21 protein-coding genes are annotated in these 19935 nt (G+C 66.0%); 3 read left to right on the top strand and 18 right to left on the bottom strand.

The annotated features are described in order from the left end of the window. Position 1: 1 nt before the first annotated feature. The 8 genes from OJF58_RS04620 to OJF58_RS04585 form a co-directional block, all read right to left on the bottom strand. Positions 2-997, bottom strand: coding sequence for an HlyD family efflux transporter periplasmic adaptor subunit (locus OJF58_RS04620; protein ID WP_300781976.1), 996 nt, complete (start codon positions 995-997; stop codon positions 2-4). Next, on the bottom strand, positions 994-1617 hold the full coding sequence (locus OJF58_RS04615) for a TetR/AcrR family transcriptional regulator (RefSeq protein ID WP_300781974.1): 624 nt from the start codon (positions 1615-1617) through the stop codon (positions 994-996). The genes OJF58_RS04620 and OJF58_RS04615 overlap by 4 nt, the downstream gene beginning before the upstream one ends. Positions 1618-1730: 113 nt before the next feature. Next, on the bottom strand, positions 1731-2954 hold the full coding sequence (locus tag OJF58_RS04610; RefSeq protein ID WP_300781972.1) for an acyl-CoA dehydrogenase family protein: 1224 nt from the start codon (positions 2952-2954) through the stop codon (positions 1731-1733). A gap of 105 nt (positions 2955-3059) precedes the next feature. Next, complete coding sequence (locus tag OJF58_RS04605; RefSeq protein WP_300781970.1) at positions 3060-3779, bottom strand: ABC transporter ATP-binding protein; 720 nt, start codon at positions 3777-3779, stop codon at positions 3060-3062. After that, complete coding sequence (locus OJF58_RS04600) at positions 3769-4497, bottom strand: ABC transporter ATP-binding protein (protein WP_300781967.1); 729 nt, start codon at positions 4495-4497, stop codon at positions 3769-3771. The genes OJF58_RS04605 and OJF58_RS04600 overlap by 11 nt, the downstream gene beginning before the upstream one ends. Then, positions 4487-5398, bottom strand: a complete 912-nt coding sequence (locus tag OJF58_RS04595; protein WP_300781965.1) for a branched-chain amino acid ABC transporter permease — start codon at positions 5396-5398, stop codon at positions 4487-4489. The genes OJF58_RS04600 and OJF58_RS04595 overlap by 11 nt, the downstream gene beginning before the upstream one ends. Before the next feature lies 1 nt (position 5399). Further along, the gene (locus OJF58_RS04590) at positions 5400-6320 is read right to left on the bottom strand and encodes a branched-chain amino acid ABC transporter permease (protein ID WP_300781963.1); all 921 of its coding nucleotides are present in this window, start codon (positions 6318-6320) and stop codon (positions 5400-5402) included. 58 nt (positions 6321-6378) lie between these two features. Beyond that, positions 6379-7626, bottom strand: a complete 1248-nt coding sequence (locus tag OJF58_RS04585; RefSeq protein ID WP_300781961.1) for an amino acid ABC transporter substrate-binding protein — start codon at positions 7624-7626, stop codon at positions 6379-6381. A 185-nt stretch (positions 7627-7811) separates the two neighbouring features. Between OJF58_RS04585 and OJF58_RS04580 the strand changes: the two genes are divergently transcribed. Further along, positions 7812-9662: an AMP-binding protein gene (locus OJF58_RS04580; RefSeq protein WP_300781959.1), complete on the top strand. Its 1851-nt coding sequence runs from the start codon at positions 7812-7814 to the stop codon at positions 9660-9662. Positions 9663-9672: 10 nt separating this feature from the next. Beyond that, positions 9673-10128, top strand: a complete 456-nt coding sequence (locus OJF58_RS04575; protein ID WP_300781956.1) for a nitroreductase family deazaflavin-dependent oxidoreductase — start codon at positions 9673-9675, stop codon at positions 10126-10128. Positions 10129-10388: 260 nt separating this feature from the next. On the opposite strand, the gene OJF58_RS04570 is transcribed toward OJF58_RS04575, so the two are convergent. The 3 genes from OJF58_RS04570 to OJF58_RS04560 are packed head-to-tail and all read right to left on the bottom strand — an operon-like array spanning position 10389 to position 11885. After that, the gene (locus OJF58_RS04570) at positions 10389-10637 is read right to left on the bottom strand and encodes a hypothetical protein (RefSeq protein WP_300781954.1); all 249 of its coding nucleotides are present in this window, start codon (positions 10635-10637) and stop codon (positions 10389-10391) included. Between the two features lie 4 nt (positions 10638-10641). After that, entirely contained in the window at positions 10642-10992 is a 351-nt protein-coding gene (locus OJF58_RS04565; RefSeq protein ID WP_300781952.1) for a DUF4286 family protein, read from the bottom strand. An 11-nt stretch (positions 10993-11003) separates the two neighbouring features. Then, positions 11004-11885, bottom strand: a complete 882-nt coding sequence (locus OJF58_RS04560) for a TauD/TfdA family dioxygenase (protein WP_300781949.1) — start codon at positions 11883-11885, stop codon at positions 11004-11006. Between the two features lie 72 nt (positions 11886-11957). Between OJF58_RS04560 and OJF58_RS04555 the strand changes: the two genes are divergently transcribed. Continuing rightward, positions 11958-12902 (top strand): hypothetical protein, encoded by a 945-nt coding sequence (locus tag OJF58_RS04555; RefSeq protein WP_300781948.1) that lies wholly within the window; start codon positions 11958-11960, stop codon positions 12900-12902. A gap of 22 nt (positions 12903-12924) precedes the next feature. On the opposite strand, the gene OJF58_RS04550 is transcribed toward OJF58_RS04555, so the two are convergent. The 7 genes from OJF58_RS04550 to OJF58_RS04520 form a co-directional block, all read right to left on the bottom strand. Further along, a complete protein-coding gene (locus OJF58_RS04550) occupies positions 12925-13422 on the bottom strand; it encodes a DsrE family protein (RefSeq protein ID WP_300781945.1) in 498 nt (165 codons plus the stop codon). Between the two features lie 37 nt (positions 13423-13459). Beyond that, positions 13460-14110: a hypothetical protein gene (locus OJF58_RS04545; RefSeq protein WP_300781942.1), complete on the bottom strand. Its 651-nt coding sequence runs from the start codon at positions 14108-14110 to the stop codon at positions 13460-13462. Then, a complete protein-coding gene (locus OJF58_RS04540) occupies positions 14107-15132 on the bottom strand; it encodes a TAXI family TRAP transporter solute-binding subunit (RefSeq protein ID WP_300781940.1) in 1026 nt (341 codons plus the stop codon). Before OJF58_RS04540 ends, OJF58_RS04545 begins: the two co-directional genes overlap by 4 nt. Before the next feature lie 53 nt (positions 15133-15185). After that, on the bottom strand, positions 15186-16340 hold the full coding sequence (locus tag OJF58_RS04535) for a hypothetical protein (protein WP_300781937.1): 1155 nt from the start codon (positions 16338-16340) through the stop codon (positions 15186-15188). Between the two features lie 114 nt (positions 16341-16454). Beyond that, positions 16455-17558, bottom strand: a complete 1104-nt coding sequence (locus OJF58_RS04530; protein ID WP_300781935.1) for a TIGR03617 family F420-dependent LLM class oxidoreductase — start codon at positions 17556-17558, stop codon at positions 16455-16457. A 5-nt stretch (positions 17559-17563) separates the two neighbouring features. After that, positions 17564-18433, bottom strand: a complete 870-nt coding sequence (locus OJF58_RS04525) for an LLM class F420-dependent oxidoreductase (protein ID WP_300781933.1) — start codon at positions 18431-18433, stop codon at positions 17564-17566. Positions 18434-18543: 110 nt separating this feature from the next. Further along, a complete protein-coding gene (locus tag OJF58_RS04520; RefSeq protein WP_300781930.1) occupies positions 18544-19869 on the bottom strand; it encodes an MFS transporter in 1326 nt (441 codons plus the stop codon). Positions 19870-19935: the final 66 nt, after the last annotated feature.

Here is a 19935-nt window from a genome sequence, read left to right as displayed (position 1 = left end):
GTCACCGTGGCAGGGGCGCGACGGTGACGGGCAGGCCGGGCGACAGCGGCATCTGTCCCGAATCGGGCCGCGCCTCGATCAGGAACACGAGCTTCGCACGGGCGCTCTGCGAATAGGTCACCGGCGGCGTGTACTCGGCGCGCGGCGAGACATAGATGACGTGCGCTTCGAGGGCGGGTGGGCAGCTGTCGCAGGTGAAGCTCACCGGCTGGCCCATCCGGACGCGCGCGACATCCTCCTGCGGGATGAAGAAGCGCAGCTTGACCCGGAAGGCGGGCAGGAGAGAGACGACCGGTGTTCCCGCCGGCACCCACTCGCCCACATTGAAGAAGGTGTTCTCGACCAGCGCATCCTCGGGCGCGACCGGCATCTGATCGGCAAGCCGCTTGCGCGCCTGCTCGAGATTGGCCTGGTTCTGGCCGACGGTGGCCTTCGCCGCCGCGATCTCGTCGGGACGCGCGGCGAGCGTATTCACCTCTTCCTGGGCGGAAAGCGACGCCACGCGCGCCTGCAACTGGCGAACCTGCGACTCGGCCTGCTCGTAGGCCTGGCGGGCATTGATGCCGCGCTGCATCAGCTCGCTCTGGCGCTTGTAGTCGAGCCTCGCCTGGACGAGCGCGGCCTCGGCCTCGCGGCGCTGCGCCCGCGTCACCTCCTGTTCCGAAGGTCGCTTGCCGGTCAGCAGGTTCTCGTAGCGCGCCTTCGATTCGGCGAGCGCCGCCTCGGCCCGATCCACCTCGGCTTCGGCTACCACGGGATCGATGACGAACAATCGGTCGCCTTTCTTCACGTGCTCGCCGCGCTGGACCGGGCGCGCGACGAGACGTCCGGCCACGGGCGGGGCGATCAGACTGGTCTCGCCTTCGACGTAGCCCAGGTAGCGGCCGTCCTCCTTGCCGAAGCCCAGCATGGCCGGGAGCGGCGCGCTCCACCAGAAGACGACCGCCAGGGTGGCAATCGCTGCGACGGTAACGGCAAGGAGACGCGCCCGCTTCATGATGGCCTCAGGGCGTGCAGCATGAGATCGGCGTGATGGCGGGCGAGGGCGCGCGCATCGAGCTTCTCGCCGCCGATCGGCTCGAACACGGTCTTCCACACGCCGGCCAGCAGCATAGGGCCGATCAACGAGCGCACGGTCAGGCCGGGATCGACCTTGCGGAACTCGCCCTGGGCGATGCCGCGCGCGATCAGCGATTCGAACAGCGGCAGGCCGCGGCCGATCACCTCGTCGAGATAGAAGCGGCCGATCTCGGGAAAGGCGCGCGATTCGCCGATCACCAGCTTGGCGATCGACGGCAGCGGCGTATCCTCGATGCGGCTCGCCATGAATTCGAGCAGCCGTGGCAGCAGCTCCGCCACCGGGCCGCGATGGGTCTTCGCCAGCGCTTCGACCGTACCGAAATTGCTGGTCACGGTCTGGCGGATGACCCCCTGGAAGAGGGCCATCTTGTCCTCGAAATAGAGATAGATGGCGGCCTTGCTGAGCCCCGCGCGCACCGCGACGTCGTCGAGCCGGGTGGCGGCGAAGCCCTTTTCGACGAACAGGGAAAGCGCGGCGGCCAGGATTTCCCCGGGCCGTTCGGCAGGCGCGCGGCGTTGCTTCTTTTTTGTCTTCATGATTGTACTAACTTACCAGTCAGTTATAAACGCCGCAAGCTCCCATCGGGTTGCCCCAAAATGACAAAGGCCGCCCCGAAGGCGGCCTTTGCATTGATTTCGTCGAGAAGGGCTCAGTTGTACTTGGCGATCTCCAGCCGGCCCACCTGATCACGATGGACCTCGTCCGGACCGTCGGCGAGACGCAGGGTGCGCTGATGGGCGTACATGCTGGCCAGCTTGAAGACCTGGCTGACGCCGCCGGCGCCGTGGAGCTGCAGGCAGCGGTCGACGACCTTGGAGGTGATGTTGGGCACCGCTACCTTGATCATGGCGATCTGCTGGCGGGCTTCCTTGTTGCCGAACTTGTCCATCGCCCAGGCGGCTTTCAGCACCAGCAGCCGCGCCATGTCGATCTCCATGCGCATGTCCGCGACATGGGCCTTGGTGACGCCCATCTCCGAGATGCGCTGGCCGAAGGCCACGCGGCTCTTGGCGCGCTTGATCGCCAGCTCGAGCGCCCGCTCGGCGACGCCGATCGCCCGCATGCAGTGATGGATGCGGCCCGGGCCGAGGCGACCCTGCGCGATCTCGAAGCCGCGGCCCTCGCCCAGCAGGATGCTCGACTTCGGCACGCGCACATTGTCGTAGATCACCTCGGCATGGCCGTGCGGGGCGTCGTCGTAGCCGAAGACGTGCAGCATCTTCACGATCTTGATGCCCGGCGTGTCGCGCGGCACGACGATCATCGACTGCTGCCGATAGGCCGGCGCGCCGGGGTCGCTCTTGCCCATCAGGATGATCACCTTGCAGCGCGGGTCGCCCATGCCGGACGACCACCACTTGCGGCCGTTGATGACATAGCTGTCGCCGTCGCTCTCGATGCGGCATTCGACGTTGCGTGCGTCGGACGACGCCACGGCGGGCTCGGTCATGGCGAAGCAGGAGCGGATCTCGCCGTTCAGCAGCGGCTTCAGCCACTTCTCCTTCTGCTCCTTGGAGCCATAGCGCGCGAACACTTCCATGTTGCCGGTGTCCGGCGCCGAGCAATTGGTGGCCTCCGGCGCCAGCGACGAGCGCCCCAGCACCTCGCAGATCGGCGCGTATTCCAGGTTCGAAAGGCCCATCGTGCCGTGCGTGTCGCCAGACTCGCGATCGGTGGGCAGGAACATGTTCCAGAGGCCGCGCTTCTTCGCCTCGGCCTTGCACTCCTCCATGACCTTGGGCAGCTGCCAGCGATCCTTGGCCTTCTCCATCTGCTCCTCATAGACGGGCTCGGCGGGGTAGATCACCTCGTCCATGAACTTGTGCAGCTTCTCCAGAAGCGCGTTGGTGCGGTCGGAGTATTCAAAGTCCATCCTTGTCTCCCATTGTCCTGGCCGGACTCTGGACGAAATCCCGCACGATGTGAACGCCCATTCACGTCGCATCATAAGGGTTTCGGCTTGCGGTCGGTGTGACTCCTATTTCAGCCCGAAATAGGCGCGGCGGAGGGCTTCGTTGTCGGTCATCTCCGTCACCGTGCCCGAGAAGCGGATGCGGCCGCCTTCCAGCACGAAGACGCGCGTGGCGATTTCGAGGAAGCCGATATTCTGCTCGGCGATCAGGAGCGCCAATCCGCGGTCGCGCAGGCCGGCGAGGACCCGGATGACCTCCTTCACGAACAGCGGCGAGAGGCCGGCGGAGGGCTCGTCCAGCACCAGGAGCTTGGGCTCGGCCGCGAGGGCCTTGGCGATGCCCAGCATCTTGCGCTGGCCGCCGGACAGGCTGGAGGCCGCATCGCGCCGCTTCTCGCGCAGCACGGGGAAGAGGCCGTAAAGCTCGTCGAGCCTGGCGCTCGGATCGGCATGGCCCAGCGCCTGCGCGCCGATCCGGATGTTCTCCTCGATCGAGAGATCCGGGAACACCGCGAGCTCGGACATGTAGGTCATGCCACGCCGCATGCGGTCGCTGGAACGGGTGCGGGTGACCTCCTCGCCGCCGAGCACGATATGCCCCTGCCGGGCCTCGATCAGCCCGACCAGCGTCTTGAGGAAGGTGGTCTTGCCCGCGCCGTTGGTGCCGAGCAGCAGGACCGTCTCGCCCGGACGCACGTCGAGATCGACGCCCCACAGCACTTGCATGGTGCCGTAGCCGGCAACGATGCCGTCGGCATGGAGGAGGGCGCCGGTATCAGGCGGCATGCTCGCCTCCCAGGAATACCTCGACCACCTGCGGCACGGTCACGGCGACGGCGAGCGTGCCCTCGAAGATCTCCTTGCCCGCGTTCATCACGATCACGCGGTCGGTGATCTGCTCGATGAAGCCCATCAGGTGCTCGACCACGATGATCGCCATGCCCGCGGCGGCGAGGGCCTTGATGCGGCCCGCGATCCAGTCGAGCTCGGTGGGGTTGAGACCGGCGGCGAGCTCGTCCAGCAGCAGAAGACGCGGCCCGGTCGAGAGCGCGCGCACGAGATCGAGCGTCTTCTGCTGGACATTGTTGAGGTCCCGCGCCGGCCGGTCGGCGACATCGCCCAGGTGGAAGGCGTCGAGCAGGCTCGTCATCGCCGGCGGCGCGGCGGCGGCCCGGCCATAGGCGAGCGCCACCTCGATGTTCTGCCGGACGGTGAGCGACAGGAAGGGTTTCGGCACCTGGAAGGTGCGATTGATGCCGAGATGGACCAGCCGGTGCGAGGCCATGCCGCCGATCGGGCGTCCGTCGAACATGACGCGGCCGCCGTCCGGCGCATAGAGGCCGGAGACGACGTTGATCGCCGTGGTCTTGCCCGAGCCGTTCGGTCCCACGAGGCCGAGGATCTCGCCCGGTGCCACGTGGAAGGAGAGCCCGTCGAGCGCATGGAAGCCGCCGAAGCGCTTCACCACGTCGCTGACCTCCAGGACCGTGCGATCACGGGACATGCCAGCCTCGACGTGTGGCGAGCGAGACGAGGCCCGCCGGCAGGAACAGCACCAGACCCATGATCAGGAGCCCGTAGATGAGCTGGAAATATTGCGGCGTGGTGAAGCCGATCAGGTTGTAGACGCCGTAGAGGATCAGGACCCCCACGATCGGCCCCACGATCGTCGCCACGCCGCCGAACAGGGCGAAGACGATGGCGAAGATGCTGAAGGTGCTGCTGAAGACATTGTCGGGGAAGAACACCGACACGTACCAGGCGTAGACGCCGCCGGCGAGACCCGCGATCAGCGCCGAGGCGAGCCAGGCGATCACGCGCATGCGCACCACGTTGACGCCGGCCATGGCGGCGCTCACCGGGTCCTCGCGCACCGACTGGAGCGCGAGCCCGAAGCGCGAGTTCTTGAGGAACACGACCGTCGCCATCGTCAGCGCCAGGACGAGCAGGGCGGCGACATAGGCGGCATTGGGATTGAACGTCGCCGTCAGCGAGACTCCGTAGGGCCCGCGCGTGATGCCCTCGAGGGCCGGATTGGCGACGAAATGCAGGACCGCGAGCGCGGCGGCTAGATTGGCGATGGCGAAATAGGCGCCGGAGAGGCGCAGCAGCGGCGACAGCAGCAGACCCAGCACGACGCCCGCAAGACCCGCCGCGAGGACGGCGACAGGCGCCGAAGCGTGGAGATGCATCACCATCACGGCGAAGCCGTAGGCGCCGCCGCCGAAGAAGCCGACATAGCCGAACGGCAGATAGCCCGTGAAGCCGTAGATCACGTTCACCCCCTGGGCCAGGATGAGAAACACCACGAAGTTGAACAGCATCAGGTGGTTCTCATAAACGGCCGGCAGGACCGCGAAGACGACGATCAGCGGGGCGACGACGAAGAGGAGATGGCGGACCATGCTAGGCAACGCGCACCCGCCTTCCCAGCAGGCCGCTCGGCCGCAGCAGCAGGATCAGGATCAGGAGGACATAGGGCAGGAGATCGGCCCATGAGCTCAGGTAGGTCTGCACCACCATGTAGGAGATGCCGTAGACCACGCCGCCCAGCGCCGTGCCGATCGGATTGCCGAGCGAGCCCAGCACCACGATCGCGAACGAAGTCACCGTCGCATCCTCGCCGAAGGCGGGCGTCACCGAGCCGAACATGAAGGGGGTGAAGACGCCCGCCACGGCCGCCAGCCCCAGCCCGATACCGAAGGCCACCGCCGAGACGCGGTCGACATTGATGCCGGTGGCGAACGCCTCCTCGCGGCGCGACATCACCGCGCGCGTGAGCGTGCCGAGCCGGGTGCGGTAGAGATAGAGATAGACCAGGAGAATGGCCACGACGCTGACCGCGGCCGAGATGACCCAGGAGGCCGGGAAGCTCTGGCCGAACAGCTCGACCGGCCCGTCCGCCTCGCCGCCGAAGACATGGACGCGCAGGCCGGCCAGGATCTTGCCCAGCTCGTTGCTCGCGATCGAGCGCTCGCTCGTGCCGAAAGCGATGGTGGTCAGCGCCTCGATCACCTGGCTGAGGCCGAAGAACAGGATGATCGACAGCATCTCCGGATCGACCGACCCCTGAAGGCGCGGCACCAGCAGGTAGTAGAGCGCCAGGCCCACCAGGACGAAGACGACGAAGGCGAGCGGCACGGCAAACAGCGGATCGAGTCCGGCCAGGGCCGAGACGCCGACCGCGATGAAGGCGCCTAGCATCAGGAAGTCGCCGTGCGCCAAATTCACGATGCGCATGACGCCGAACACGAGATTGAGGCCGATCCCCACCAGGCTGAAGTAGAGGCCGAAGAGGAGGCCGGCGACGAGCGCGTAGACGAGCATCGGGTCAAGTCCTCGAGCTCCCCGTCGAGGACGACGGGGAGCTCACGGATGGAAGTCCTTACGGACGCGGATAGACCGGCTTTCCGGTCGCGACGTCGTGAGGATACACGGCGACGAACTTCAGGCCGCCCTTGCCGTCGGGCTCGAGCTGGCCGAGCGGCGTCAGCTCTCCGATCTGGCCGCCGGTCTCGTCGAGCGCGAAGGTGCCGTCGAGCGTCTTGAGCTTGCCCGACAGGCTGAAGACGGCGCGCCGCAGCTCCATCTGGTCGAGGCTGTTGGCCACCGACAGCGTCTTCTCCAGCACCAGTGCCGTCGTGTAGCCCGCCACCGCATTGAAGCCGAACTCGACCTTGCCGTCGGAGAAGGTCTTGTTCCAGAGCGCGCGGAACTCCGGCATCTTCATGCCGAAGTTGACCGGGTAGTCGAGCTCCGAAGGCGGCACGTAGGTGAAGACGTGCTGCAATCCCTTCACACCCACATTCTTCTCCAGGAGCTCGGTCTCGAGCCCCGGATAGATGCAGAACAGCCATTTGAACTTGGCGCCGACCTCGTTGACATTGCGCAGGAAGGCGATGTCGTTGGGCGCATAGCCGAGATGGATCACCGCGTCCGGCCGCTTGGCCCGGATGTTGTTGATGATCACTGTGTAGTTGGAGGTCTCGGTCGGCACGCCCTGATCGTAGACGATCTCGACCGGCGCCTTCGCGTCCTGGATGAACTTGCGCACCGCGTTGGCCTGCGTGCCGGTGAACTCGTTGGTCGAATAGAGGAGGGCGATCCTCTTGATGCCGAGCTTGGGCCCGTCCTGCGTCAGGAAGTCGGCGACCGGCTTCGGCCAGATCGTCGAGACCGGATCGGCCATCAGGGCGATGTACGGGTTGTCCTTGGAGAAGAAGCTCGCCCCCGTGCCGGTCTGGTCGAACAGGAACATCTTGTGGTCGCGGGCGATCGCGACCGCCGGCGCCGTCAGCACCGAGCCCGAATCGGCCACCAGGAGGTCGACCTTGTCCTGCGTGACGAGCTGGTTATAGAGGGTCGAGGCGGTCGCCGTGTTGCTCTGATCGTCGTAGGACACGAGCTTGATCGGGATCTTCTTGTCGAACGCCTTCACATAGACACCGCCCTCGGCGTTCTTCTGCTCGGCCCAGAGCTTCAAGGCGCTGTATACGGGCATCGAGATCGAGGCGAAGCGGCCGGAGGAGGCGTAGAGCGTGCCGATCTTGATCTCGCTCGGCGGATCGGCGGCCAGTACCGGGGTCGCGAACATGAGCCCCGCGGCGAGCGCCGCGGCCATTTTTCCTAGCATGCGTTCCCTCATGGAAATTCGGGGCGGAGACCGGGGTCTCTAGCACCGCGGCCATGGCCGACAAAGCGATAAGGCGTCGCGATATCGCACTGAGCGTCGACCTGTCGGGGTGCGCCTTCCCTTGCCGAAAGGGTGCCTGCCCGCCTACATCTTGGCAAAAGCCGGAGGAAACGTTGGACAGCTTCATGCAGGTACCGTTCAAGCCGATCGACTTCCTGAGCCGCGACGTGCGCCTCGACCGGCGGCCGGACGGGGTCCTGATCCTGCAGTCGAACCACAAGCTGAAGCCCTATGAGCGGCACGTGCCGGCATTCCTGGCGAAATGGGCCAGGGAGGCGCCGGGCCGGCTGTGGCTCGCCCAGCGCCGGGGGCCCTCGCGCGACTGGATGAAGCTCACCTACGGCGAGGCCAAGAAGCAGGTCGACGCCGTCACCCAGGCGCTGCTCGATCGCGGCTTCGGGCCCGACAGGCCGGTGATGATCCTGTCCTCGAACTCGATCGAGTTCGCCCTGCTCACCATGGCTGCCATGCAGGCCCGTGCTCCCGTCGCGCCGGTGTCGCCGGCCTATTCGGTCATGAGCCAGGATCACGCCAAGCTTCGCCATGTGTTCGATCTCGTCCGGCCGGGCCTGGTGTTCGTGCAGAACGGCGAGATCTATGCCGGCGCGCTGGCTGCGCTCGACCTGGCCGGTGTGATGCTGGTCCATGTCGACAAGGCGCCGCCCAGGATGCAGTCGCTGCCCTGGAGCGAGCTGGTCGCGACCAGGCCTAGCGAGGCCGTGGCGAAGTCGATCGCGGCCATCGAGCCCAAGACCGTCGGCAAGTACCTGTTCACCTCGGGCAGCACGGGCATGCCCAAGGCGGTGATCAACACCCAGGAGATGATGTGCGCCAACATCGCGATGGGCCAGATGGCGCGCGTGCGCAAGCCGGACGATCCGGTGCCGGTGGCGCTCGACTGGCTGCCCTGGAACCACACGATGGGCGGCAACGCCACCTTCCAGGGCAATCTCGCCGAGGGCGGCACGACCTGGATAGACGACGGCAAGCCGCTGCCCGGCCTGTTCGAGGAGACGCTGCGCAATCTGCGCGAGGTCTCTCCGACCTCGTTCGCCAATGTGCCGGCGGGCTACGCCATGCTCGCGACGGCGCTCGAGAAGGATGATTCGCTGGCGAAGAAGTTCTTCAAGAACCTGAATTCGCTCGCCTATGGCGGCGCGACCCTGCCCAACGATCTTTACGAACGCATGGAAGCCCTGGCGGTGAAGCACACGGGCTACCGCCTGCCTTTCATCACCGGCTGGGGAGCCACGGAGACCGCGCCGACGGCGACCACGGTCCATTGGGCATCGGAGCGTGTCGGCCTGATTGGCCTGCCCTTCCCCGGCGTGCAGCTCAAGCTCGTGCCGACGGCGGAGAAGGGACGCTACGAGGTCCGGCTGAAGAGCGTGATCGTGACCCCTGGCTACTACAAGCAGCCCGATCTCACGGCGGCGGCGTTCGACGAGGAGGGCTTCTACAGGATCGGCGACGCCGCGCGCTTCGTCGATCCGGCCGATCCCAACCAGGGGCTGCTCTTCGACGGCCGCGTCGTGGAGGACTTCAAGCTCACGAGCGGCACGTTCGTGCTGGTCGGCACGCTGCGCACGAACGCCATCGCCGCCGCCTCGCCGGTGCTGCAGGATGCCGTCGTCTGCGCGCCGGACCGCGACTATGTGGGCCTGCTGGGCTTCCCCAACATCGCAGCCTGCCGGCGTATCGCGAACGACGCCGAGATCCGGCTCTCGACGTCGGAGCTTCTGGCGCATCCGGCCGTGGTCGAGACGGTGAAGAGCGGCCTTGCCCGGATGAATGCGGAGGGCCGCGGCTCGTCGCTGCGGGTGAAGCGGGTGATCCTGATGGAGGAGCCGCCGTCGGTGGACGGACACGAGATCACCGACAAGGGCTATATCAACCAGCGCGCCACGCTCGAACGCCGCAAGGCCCTGGTCGAGCGGCTCTACAAGGGCGGCGCCGACGTGATCGAGATCAACTGAGGAGAGAGCGATGTCCGAAGCCAAGCTCCCATCGAACCTGCCGCAATGGATGAAGGATCATGCCGACCTCTATCTGAGGAGCGGTGGCAAGGAAGGGCACATGTACAAGGTCCCGGCCGCGCCCGATCCCGTGTCGTCGCTGCTGCTCACCACCACCGGACGCAAGTCGGGCGAGAAGTGGATGTTCCCGCTGTTCTACGGCAAGACCGGCAACAGCTACTTCGTCATCGCTTCCAAGGGCGGCGCGCCGGAGCATCCCGGCTGGTATCGCAACATGCAGGCCCATCCCGAGGTCGAGATCCAGGTCGGGCCGGTCAAGATGAAGGCGCGGGCGCGCACCGCGACCGGCGAGGAACGCAAGCGGCTGTGGGCCCAGGCGGTCTCGTTCTATCCGCCCTATGCAGACTACGAGAAGAAGGCCGGCTCGCGCGAGATCCCGGTCGTCGTCCTCGATCCGGTGCAATAGGCCACGTCGTCGTCCCGACTGAAGCCGAGCGCAGCGAGGCGCGGTGGAGGGACGAGGGGAAGAGAGTCGAATCTTGTCGATCACCGCGGCTCTGAAGCGGCGCATTTCGGCCAGCATGGCGGTTGCATCGGGCCGGCCGAAATCGATGTCGATGGCGGTGATGCCCAGATCCGGCAATGCGCGAAGGTCGGCCATGATATCGGCATCGCTGCCGGAGAACAGGGCGGCGCTCGCCGTCCGAGGCATGCGGCGGCACCGCGTCACCATAGCGTCTTGGCAGCGATGTAGGCCATGCCCATCAACTGTTCGTGCCGTTCTGTCGGCGCCTCCTCGTAGAAGGCGCCGGTTTCGGAGTAGGGGTAGCCGGGCACCTTGGTGTCGGGCAGCACGACGTGGTCGGTGAGCGTGAGATAGTCGAACCCCGTCGCCTCGCCTTCGGTCGCGATTCGCGTCATGTCGGCGACAGCCGAGAGCGGACCCGAGTTCGGCAGGTTGAAGCCGATCTGCACCGGATCAGATCACCTTGCGCAGTATGTGCCGCCGGTTCGAGGTGAAGGGCCGGACTTCGCTCGGCCAGCGGCCCTTTTCGACCGCCTCCGCCCACTCCTTGCTCAGCAGCACGTCGGGGCTTTCGAGCTCGTAGATCGCCACGTAGCGCGCCTGGCCGCTCCCGTCGAGCACCTTCCGTTCGCCGCCGATGGTGAAGGCGGCGGGCTCGGTCTTGAGCCGCGTGACGGCGCCGACGCCCGGCACTTTCTTCAGGAGAGGTATGTGCTCGGTGTCATAGACCTCGTTGAACAACGCCTCCTTCTCCTTCGTCACATCCATGCTGACGACGAAGAGGTACTTGGTGGCGATCGGCATGGTCGTTCTCCCTAGGCTGCCTGTGCGACTGTCGGCCCGTCGCCGGCGAGAGTCGTGCGGCGCATGTCGCGCCGCTCGTCGGCGGGGAAGGGGCGCGCCCGATGCATGGTCTGACGATTGTCCCACATCACGAGATCGCCGATGCGCCATTTGTGGGTATGGACGAACTCGCGCTGCGTGGCGTGCTCGACCAGATCGCGCAGGAAGCCGCGCGCCTCGGGAACGGGCCAGCCGACGATGCCGCCGGCATGGCTCGAAAGGTAAAGCGACTTGCGGCCGGTGACGGGATGGACGCGGACCAGCCGCTGCCGCACCGGCCTGAATCGCTCGCGCTCCTCGTCGGTGAAGTCGAAGAAGCCGATAAGCTGTCGCGAGAACATCTGCGAATGCTCGCACACCAGGTCTTCCACCTGATCCCTGGTCTCCTCGTCCAGCGCATCGTAGGCCGCACGCATGTCGGCGAACTGCGTGTCACCGCCCTTCGAGGGCAGGCTGACGGCGCGCAGCAGCGAGTACTTGGCGGGCGTCGCCTTGAACGAGCTGTCCGAATGCCAGAGACGATTGCCGATCGCGAACAACCGGCGGCGGTCGTCGCGCGCGAACGGCGCGTTGTCGCGATCGAGGTTCGAGACGTCGGCGAAGGTCGTCGGCAGACGATAGTCGCCGGCGGCGCGCAGGCTGGTGCCGATGGCCTGCTCGATCTCGCCCAGACCGCGCGTGAAGGCGAGCTGCTGGGCGTCGTCGATCTTCTGGTCGCGGAACACCAGGACGGCGTACCGGTCCATGCCGGCATGGATCGCCGCCACGTCATCCGCGCTGAGCGACCTGCGGATGTCGATGCCGTCGACTTCGCCCGCGAAGCAGGGACCGACCTGACGGATGGTGATGGCCATGGCGTGTTTCCTTCGGTCGCTCGGGGACGCCTCGCTTGCTAGAATGTCCGGCCGATCGAACGGAGGCAAGCGATGGCCAGGCAGTATGACCGCAGCGCGGAGGATCTCGGCAATATCGTGGCCCTGGAGCACGTCAACGTGCAGGTCGAGGATCAGGGACTGGCGACGCTTTTCTACATGACCGGTCTCGGGCTGACGCGCGACCCCTACATGATGACCAGCATCGACAATATGTGGGTCAATGTCGGGCGCAGCCAGTTCCATCTGCCGACCGGGAGGGCGCAGTGCCTACGTGGCCGCGTCGGCCTCGTGATTCCGGATCGCGGCGCGCTGCTGCAGCGTCTCGAAAGGATGGCCAAGCCCCTCAGCGGAACGCGCTTCGCCTTCATCGAGCATGCCGACCATGTCGAGGCGACCTGCCCCTGGGGCAACAAGATCCTTTGCCACAGTCCCACGCCGCGCTTCGACGGCATGGAGCTTGGCATGCCTTACGTCGAGTTCGATGTGCCGGCTGGCACTGCGAAGGGCATTGCCGAGTTCTATCGCCGCGTCTTCGGCACCGTGGCACGGGTGGAGGCCGGCGGCGCGCATCCGGCGGCGCATATTTCGGTCGGCATGGGGCAGGAGCTCGTTTTTCGGGAGAGCGACTTGCCTCTCGCGCCTTACGACGGCCATCACGTCCAGGTCTATGTCGCGAACTTTTCGGGCCCGCATCGGCAGCTCGTCGAGCGCGGTCTGGTCATCGAGGAAAGCAACCAGCATCAATACCGTTTCGTGCAGATCGTGGATCCCGACAGCGGCAGCAAGCTGTTCGAGGTCGAGCACGAGGTGCGCAGCATGCGCAATCCGCTCTATGCACGGCCGCTCGTCAATCGCAATCCGGTGCAGACCAACCGGAACTACGTTCCCGGCCGCGATGCCTGGACGCCGAGCGGCACTGCCGAGGAGATGGACGACCCGCGCGTCGAGAGGCGCCGGCAGCGCTTCAGCGACGCGGCCCGGCGCGTAGCACGATGACGGGGACGTTCACCGCGATCGGCTACGGGCGCAGATAGCTCCAGCCCTGCTCCTGCAGCTCTATGACTCTCACCGCGCCGGACTTCACGACCGTCGCCTGCGGAAGGAGCGGAATGTCCTTTTCCTCGGCCTTGCTCATGTTCGCCTGAGTATTGCCGCACGCCTTGAAGGAGATCGACGGCATCTTCTCGGCGATCGTCTTGATGCGATCCTTCACCGGCGAGGTATCGTCCCGCAGCATGTGCAGGCCAGGACCGAAAGTGACGATCTCGATCTCCACTTTCTCGCCGACGCTCTTGTAGTAGTGCTCGACATTGGTCGCGTTGTTGAGCGCCAGATTCATCATCGCGGGGTCGTTGGTGTTCACCTGCACGATGAGGCGATGGCTTTTCTTCGCGACGCTGGGCATGGGCAGCGTCGATGTCGCACGGGTGCTCTGTGCTGCTGCCGGCAGGGCGGCGAGGAACAAGACTGCGGCACCCAACGCTATTGCTCCCATCGCGCGTTCGATCTTGACCATTATGGTATCTCCCTGTGAATCGACTGGTGACCGGAAATCATCGAATACGCGAAGCGCTGGCGGCGGCTGGCCATTTGCAGGGGCCGGCCAGTCGGTCGAGCACCGTCTTCAAGGCAGTGAGCGAATACCGCCCCTCGAGCGCCGTCGCTTGCCGGGACGCCAGTCGAAACGTGACGTCACCGCGATCGGGCAGCGACGCCAGGAACGACACGACATCGCCTTTCACGGCGACGCCGGTTCCCGACGTCGGGGAGCCGGCCGCAATCTCCGCGGGTTGGCCGCCATTCACGGCGTAGAAGATGACGTAGTCTTCGCCGCGGTGCGTGAGCGTCGGGCCGTCGATAACCACGTCGGTGCGGCCGCTGCGGCATTGGATCGAGAGCTGCATCGCCGTGCCGTTGGGCGCGGCGCTGGAAGACGCCGTGGCAAGGACGATCGGCGTGTAGTCCACCGGCGAGGTCGTCTCGCTCACGATCCAGTCTTGCGCTGCGCCTGCGGCTTGGGGCGCGGACGGCGCCGGCGGCGGCGCGATGTCGCGCGAGAGCTTCTGCAGGCACTCCAGCCGTTCGGCCTGCTGGAGCAGCGAGCAGGCGCGCAGCTTTTCCATCGCATCGCCGGTGCCCTGCGCCAGCGTTCCCTGACTCGCGACGCTGAACGTCACGGACAGGCAGATCGCGGCGGTCTTCATTTTCTCTCTTGCGGCTTGCGCGCCTGGCGGTCCAGCCACTCCTGCGCCGCCGGGAAGCGGGCAAGGCCGGGGACCGTCGCGGCGAGATTGATCGTTTTCCACTTCGCGTCGAAGCCGGGGCCCTGCAGCTTGTCGATCTGGCCGAAGAGATGCTCGGTGAAGCGGGCGACGCGCAGGTAGCGGTTCGAGTTGAGCGGCCAGTTGTAGGCGACGAGGGCCGTCGGCACTGCAATGGTCGATATGCGCTCGCCGGGCTTGATCAGGGCCGGATAATCGGCCGCTTCCAGCGTCGCCGGCAGATAGTAGTCTTCGAGCTTGCTGTCGTAGGCGATCGGCAGGAACTTGAAGCCGGGCTCCCACTGGCCGCGCAGGAACGCATCGACCGGCTTCGACGTGATGAACACGACGGCCGCCATCTCGCCCTTGCGCAGTTGCTGCAGCGCCACCGGGTGCGGGATGAACATCTTCTCGACGTTGATGCCGAGCCGGCTGAGGATCAGCGGACCTGAATAGGCGGCGGCGGTGCCCTGGGTGTTGAAGTTCACCTTCTTGCCGGCAAGGTCCTGCAGGCTCTGGATTTCGGGCCGGACGAAGATATGCAGCTCCGAGGGGAAGAGATTGAGCAGATAGGTGACGTGCTTGCCGACCTCCGGGAACTCGACCTTGTATTCTTCGAGGGCGTCGGAGTTGATTATCGCGAGATCGATGCCGCGCAGATAAAGCAGGGAATTCAGGTTCTCGGTGGCGCCGCGCGTGACGATCGGGAGCACATGCAGATTGCCTCCGTCATCGACCACTCGGGCCATCTCCGCCGCCAGCCGCAACGGCGCACCCTCGATCAGCCCGGCTGCGAGGCCCACCGTCCAGGCATTCATCTTCTCCTGCCGCTGCTCGTAGGTGGGCGGGCGCTGGACCGCCGCGGTTCTCCCCTGCGCCTCGACCGGGATCGGCTGAAGCGCCAGCAGAGCAGGCGTCAGGACTGTCAGCGCGCAAAGGATGCGCAGTCCAAGAACCGTGATCATTAATGACCCCCTTCAAGCGCCCCGACTTACGCCACTTGAACAACCACGATCCTTTACTCACGCAACGCGTTCATCCGATCCTTCGCCTCCTGGACCCCGCCGGCGAACGCCTTGGCGTAAAGCTCCCGCGCCTTGGCGGCATCGCCTTGCGTGCCCAGCGTCCCCCATGCCGACAGGCTGAGCGGGTCGTACGTCTCGGCCAACGTGAACAGCGCCCGTGCGTCGCCCAGCTCGGCGGCACGGTCGAGCACGATCCGCGCGGCGGCGACATCGCCCACGATCAAGAGCTGGTTGGCGCGCGCCACGAGGCGGTCGGCTTCCGGATTGCCGCCGCCGGACACTGCCGGTTGCGGCGCGGCGGTCGTCGCCGACCTGTCGTCTGCCGAAGCCACAATCAGCGGCTTGTCCTCGGCAGAAGGCGCAACTGCCGAGGGCCTGTCGGACGCCACCGTAGGCGTCGCACCGGACGAGTCCGCGCCTTCAGCCGTATCACTGCCCTTGGGATCCGGCGCGGTTTCCCGACGCGCCAGGAGCTGTTGCTCGAGGCTTTGATTGCGGGCGCGCTCCTGCGCCAGCAACTCCTGATATGCCGCTGTCGACGTCTCCGCCTCCTGGAGCGCGCGCTTCAGTATGGCGAGTTCCTGATTGTCAGCCGGCTTGGCGCCGGACTCGCCCCGTACCGTCGTCGCCTGGGTTTCCAATACACGCCGCGTCGCGGCCAGCTCGCGAGCCAGCTTCTCGGCCTTGTCGCGTTCCTGTTTCAGGGCTTGCTCCAGCTCGGCTGCCGAGCGTTCCGCTGCCTCCCTGGCCGCGTCGTCTGCAAGACGCGCGGTCGTCTGGGTTTCCATCTCGCGGCGCACGACATCGAGGTCATGCGTCTGGGCTTCAGTTCGCTTGGATGGCGCTGACTGATTGACCTGCGTCTCGTCGCTCGTGCGCGTCGCCGCAGCGTTCGCCTTCGCGATACGATGCACGTCCTGACTTTGATAGATCAGGAAGCCGACGCCTGCCGCAGCGATCAGGCAGACCAGGCCGGTCATGGTTCGTCGCCAGCCGCGTCGGATGTCGGCAGGTGCCTCGGGCGTCACTGGCGCCGCTTTGGCAGCTATGCGGTCGGTATCGGAAAAACTCTTGCCGCCATGCATCCGACCGCCTTGCCCGGGCGGGTTGGCGCTACCCTCCGACTGCGAAAGGATGTTGTCGGTCATCTCGAACCTCGACCGAGGTTACTGCACCGCTACAACAGAAAGGCCGATTCCAGCTGCGTTCTTTGGCGGTACCTCTTCGGCGATGGTGCGAACGGAGGAGCATCGTCCCGCGAATCAGGAAGTCGCGGCACCCATGATGCTCTTGCGCACGCGGTCGAGCGGCAACGAGCGGATGGCCCTGGCGAGATCGCGCAGGCGTTCCTTGTCGGCTTCCGTCCTGACGGCGATCGAGAACTCGCAGCGCGTGACGACGCTGCCGAATCGGTCGCAAAGCTGCTTGGCGATCGTATCGTAGGTGCCGATGGTGACGAAGGTGTGCAGCACCTCGTCGCTGATATGCTGCGGCATCTCCTCCCAGCGCTGGGCGCGCGACAGGAGCTTCAGGCGATCGGCGAGGTCGCCGAGGCCGAGATGGTCGAACGCCGCGCGATATTGCGGCGTCGAGGCGTAGAAGGAGATACGGGCCCTGACATCGCGTACCTTGGGTACAAGCTCCGCCTCTGTCGCGGCCGTCGCCACCAGCGGCTTCATGCATACCTCGAACGCGTCGAGCGAGCGGCCTGTCCTCGCCGCGCCGGTCCGCACGGCAGGCAGCATCACCTGCTCGATATAGGACGGCGTGCAGACCGGATGGATGCGGATGCCGTCGGCGACCTCGCCGGCAATGCGGCACATGACGGGATTCACGGCGGCGACGTGGATCGGGATGTCGGGATGCTCGATCGGCCCCGGATTGAACAGCGGCACCATCAGATTGATGTTGTAGCGCTCACCTTTCACGTCCAGCGGCACGCCGTTCTGCCAGCAGTTCCAGAGCGCGCGCACGGCTGCCACGTATTCGCGCATCCACGGTCCCGCCGGCGACCAGGCGAGGCCATAGCGCCGTTCGATATGCGCCTTCACCTGCGTGCCGAGGCCGAGGGTGAAGCGGCCGCGGCTCAGCTTCTGGATCGTCCAGGCGCTGAGCGCGGTCACGGTCGGGCTGCGCGGGAAGGCGATCGCGACCGAGGTGCCGAGCCCGAGCGTGCGTGTCGCCTCGGCGGCCAGCGCCATCAGGACGAACGGATCGTCCTTGGTTTCCTCGACCACCAGCCCGTCGTAACCGATCTCCTCCAGGAGCCGCGCATCGCGACCGATCGAGCCGAGATCGAGCGGCACCTCCGGTGCGCGCAGCCCGGGATCGACCTTGCCGAGCGGCAGCAGCGTCTCGAGATGCACGGCGTCTACGCCGCCTTCTGCACCAGCGACGCGATCTCGGGCAGCCGCTTGTCGACCTGCTCGGGCTTCTGGCCGCCGAGATTGACGATCAGGCGGTCGACACCAAGCTCGGCGTAGCCCTGCATGGCGTTCATCGCCATCGACATGGGCGGCGTGACGATGATCTGGAAGTCCTTGCCGCGCTTGCGGCCGGCCTTGGCGAAGGCCGCGTCGAGCTTGTCGAGCATGCCCTTGGTCCGTGCGGGATCGAGATTGAAGCCGTACCAGCCGGCGCCGAACTCGACCGCGCGGCGGAAGGCGGCGTCGGCATAGCCGCCGACGATGATCGGGATGTGTGGCTTCTGGATCGGCTTGGGATCGAGCCGCAGGGTCTCGAACCTGACCCATTTGCCGGCGAAGTCGACCACCGGCTCGGTCCAGAGCCTGCGCATCACCTCCATGAACTCGTCGCACCGCGCGCCGCGATCCTCCCAGCGATAGCCGCAGGCCTCGACCTCCTCCTTGTTCCAGCCCACACCGATGCCGAAGTCGAGGCGGCCGTTGCTGAGCCAGTCGAGAGTGCACATTTCCTTCGCGGTGTAGATGGGATTGCGCTGGGGCACGAGCGCGACTCCGGTACCGAAGCGCAGCTTCGTGGTGGCGGCGGCAAGAAAGCCGAACGTCGCCGTGACGTCGAGCATGCCGCCGCCCGGCGGCACCGGGATGCGGCCGTCCTTCGATCCCGGGTAGCCGTAGGTGTTCTTGTCGAAGAGCGCCACGTGCTCGCCCATCCAGATCGAGTCGAGACCGGACTCCTCGGCGCGGCGGCCGAAGGCGCGGATCATCTGTGGCGTCGCGAGCGGCGACATGAAGGTGGCGAAGACTCCGATTTTCATGGGGGCGCTCCTCGTTGCCGGTTTCGGCGAGCGTAGCAGGCGAACGCCGGCCGTGAAAATGCCCGCCGGATCGGCGACCCGGCGGGCTGCTCGGCGGACGGGAGGCGCCGCTAGGCGTTTTCCGCCGAGATATCCTTGTTGGTGTGATCGGGCATCATCATCGTAGCGATGATGCTGACGATGGCGCAGACCGCGATGTAGATCGCGATGGCATAACCCGTACCGTAGGCTGCGAACAGCGCCGTCGCGATCAAGGGCGCCGGACCGCCGGCCGTGACCGAGGCGAGCTGATAGCCGATCGAGCAGCCGCTGTAGCGCAGCCGCGGCGTGAAACCCTCGGCGATCAGCGCGGCCTGCGGTCCGTACATCAGATCGTGCGGCACGAAGGACAGGATGATGCCGAGGAAGATCCAGCCCGGGACCATCGTGTCCAGCATCGCGAAGTAGACGAAGCCGAAGATGCCGGTGAGCACCGAGCCGATAAGGTAGATGCGCTTGCGACCGTAGCGGTCCGACAGCGCCCCCGAGATGGGGATGGTGAAGAGTGAGATCACGCCGGCCGTGATCAGCGCCGTCAGCAGGAAGTCGCGCGGCTGGTGCAGGACCTGCGTTCCATAGGCGAACACGAACGCGAGGTAGATGTAGGCGGGCGCCTGCTCGGCCGTCCGCGCGAACATCGACAGGAAGACCTGCCTGGGCTGGCGCTTCATCACCTCGAATACCGGCGCGCGCTCCACACGCTGTTCATCGAGGATTTTCCGGAAGGCAGGCGTCTCCAGGATGCCGAGGCGGATATAGAGCCCGACCCCGACCATGATGATGCTGAGCATGAAGGGAATGCGCCATCCCCAGACCAGGAACTGGTCGCCCGAGATTGCACTGAAGGCGAGCACGGCGATGTTCGCCAGCAGGAGTCCGGCCGGCCCGCCGAGCTGTGGCCACGAGGTGATGAAGCCGCGATGCTTGTTGGTGCGCGCCCACTCCATCGACAACAGGACCGAGCCGCCCCACTCGCCGCCGACGCCGATTCCCTGGATGAAGCGGATGATCGTCAGGATGACGGCGCCCCAGATGCCGATCGTATCGTAGCCCGGGACGAAGCCGACGGCGAATGTCGCCAGGCCGGTGATCAGCAGGGTCGCGATCAACGTCGCCTTGCGCCCGATGCGATCGCCGAAATGTCCGAAGAGCGCACCGCCGATCGGACGGGCGATGAATCCGACCGTGTAGACCGCGAAGGCTTCGAGGACGCCCACCATCGGGTCCGAGTGCGGGAAGAACAGCTTGCCGAAGACCAGGCCGGTCACGGTGCTGTAGAGGAGAAAGTCGTACCACTCGATGGTGGTGCCGATCGCGCTGGCGATCACCGCCTTGCGAAGTTGCGAGCGGTGTTCGGCTTCCGGTAACGGGCCAGACAGGGCCGTTGCTACGCTCATGGTAACGCCTCCCTGTAATACTTTCGTATGCCGGAACTATATGCCTCGTTTCGCTCCTCGCAATAT

This window comes from Enhydrobacter sp., assembly GCF_030246845.1.
In the GTDB taxonomy this organism is placed as follows: Bacteria; Pseudomonadota; Alphaproteobacteria; order Reyranellales; family Reyranellaceae; genus Reyranella.
The sequence above is the reverse complement of the archived record's forward strand: the minus strand, read 5'-3'. Positions and strand labels throughout refer to the sequence as shown.